This window comes from bacterium (genome assembly GCA_020440705.1).
Taxonomy (GTDB): Bacteria; Krumholzibacteriota; Krumholzibacteriia; order LZORAL124-64-63; family LZORAL124-64-63; genus JAGRNP01.
Genome location: JAGRNP010000250.1, coordinates 1 through 1,706, shown reverse-complemented (window position 1 = coordinate 1,706; position 1,706 = coordinate 1). Strand labels below are relative to the sequence as shown.

Annotated in this window: 3 protein-coding genes; 1 reads left to right on the top strand and 2 read right to left on the bottom strand. The window is 66.9% G+C overall.

The features are described 5' to 3' along the window. Together KDM41_18150 and KDM41_18145 are read right to left on the bottom strand one after the other, a co-directional pair. The coding region (locus tag KDM41_18150; GenBank protein MCB1185346.1) for a hypothetical protein at positions 1–394 on the bottom strand (394 nt) is incomplete at its 3' end. Between the two features lie 352 nt (positions 395–746). Beyond that, positions 747–908, bottom strand: a complete 162-nt coding sequence (locus tag KDM41_18145) for a DUF1931 domain-containing protein (GenBank protein ID MCB1185345.1) — start codon at positions 906–908, stop codon at positions 747–749. A gap of 235 nt (positions 909–1,143) precedes the next feature. Here KDM41_18145 and KDM41_18140 point away from each other — a divergent pair. Further along, positions 1,144–1,706 (top strand): M20/M25/M40 family metallo-hydrolase (locus KDM41_18140; protein MCB1185344.1); only part of this gene is annotated, 563 nt, incomplete at its 3' end.

Here is a 1,706-nt window from a genome sequence, read left to right as displayed (position 1 = left end):
CCACGGCGCCGGGCTCGGGCGGGTTCACTCCGTAGAAGGCGGGCGTGTAGCCGCCGGCGGCGATCTCATCGGCGATGAGGTCCAGGGTGCCGCCGGTGTAGCTGATCTGGATCATGCCGCCGCCCTGATCCACGGCGCCGCCGGACACCAGGCCGCTCAGGACCCAGGTGTACTCGTAGTCGGCCGTGGGGAAGAACGGCGAGTAGCTGAAGCCGTCCACGAAGCCGAGGCCGGCGAGAACGTCGCCCGCATCGCTGGGCGGGAAGCCCGGCGTGCCCGGCGCGTTCACGGACTCGTACAGGTAACCGATGATGTTCAGGGTCTCGTAGGTCTGGGCGTGAGCGAATCCCGCCCCCAGCACGAGCATGATCATCAGCAAGGTCAGTCGTTTCATTGTCTCCCCCCGTGTCGATGGTCGTCGGACAGACACCGACCGCGATGTTGCCCAGTCTCAGCAAGGTGATGTCGAAGGCGGTCCCGCGGTATGGGCGGTCGACGCGTGGAGGCGAGAGCACGTGTCGATGATTCTGGACGGGATGCCGATGCCGACCGACGCGAGAGAGGCGCGACCGGCACCGCAGCCACCCTACCACCGGGCACCGACAATGACAACCAAATCGGCGCGGATCTTCTGTTTTTTCAAGCCTCGCGAGTGGGATTGCGACAAAAAAGCGGAGATTCCCGAAAGAATCTCCGCTCGAACTCGAATCGCGACGGGCGGGGACGCGGCCCCGACGACGCAGGGCCTAGAGGTCGCAGGGACGGACGGTCTTGCGGCCGTTGGCCAGGGCGCGCTCCTCGGCGGCCTTGATCAGCGAGTACACCTTCTTGTCGAGGGCCTCGTAGAACTCGCCCGACACGTTGCACTCCTTGACGGCTTCCTTGGTCTTGGTCTTGCTGATGATCATGTCCTCGTCCTCCTGAGTGAGGGTCCAAGCTCGGTGGGAATCCTGCGCCGCGGTGGCGGGGGTCCACGGCCGGCGGATGTCGCCAGGCGCGTCCGATCCTGCGGCGGCGACATGGCCCCTAGGGGAACGGCATTCCCGGAATGGGGCCACACAATGGCCTCGACACCTGTGTTCGTCAAGCGTAACTTTGACGCGCCCGCCCCGCCACCCGCTCCCCCCGTGGAAGGATTCCCCGATGGCTCCGGACGCCGTGCTCGACTATCTCAAGACCCGCCAGGACCGCCACGTGGAGCAGCTCTGCGAGTGGCTGCGCATCCCCAGCATCAGCTCCGTCCAGGCCCATGCGCCGGACGTGCGGCGCGCCGCCATGTTCGTCCACGACGAGCTGAAGGCCTTGGGCCTGGAGACCGAGCTCATCGAGACCGACGGCCATCCCCTGGTCTACGCCCAGACCGAGCAGCGCCCCGACCGGCGCACCCTGCTCTTCTACGGCCACTACGACGTGCAGCCCGTGGATCCGCTGGACCTGTGGCACTCCCCGCCCTTCGAGCCGGCCATCCGCGACGGCATCATCTACGCCCGCGGCGGCAGCGACGACAAGGGCCAGCTCTACACCCACGTCAAGGCCCTGGAGGCCTACCTGAAGACCGGCACCGAGCTGCCCGTGAACGTGAAGTTCATCATCGAGGGCGAGGAGGAGTGCGGCGGCCCGGCCATCTACCGCTACGTGGAGGCCAACCCCGAGAAGCTGGCGTGCGACGCCGTGGTCATCAGCGACACCAGCCTCTACGACGCCGA

Coding starts and splice junctions, on each gene's coding strand:
- KDM41_18145 (MCB1185345.1), bottom strand. CDS start 908: ATGATCATCAGCAAGACCAAGACCAAGGAAGCCGTCAAGGAGTGCAAC.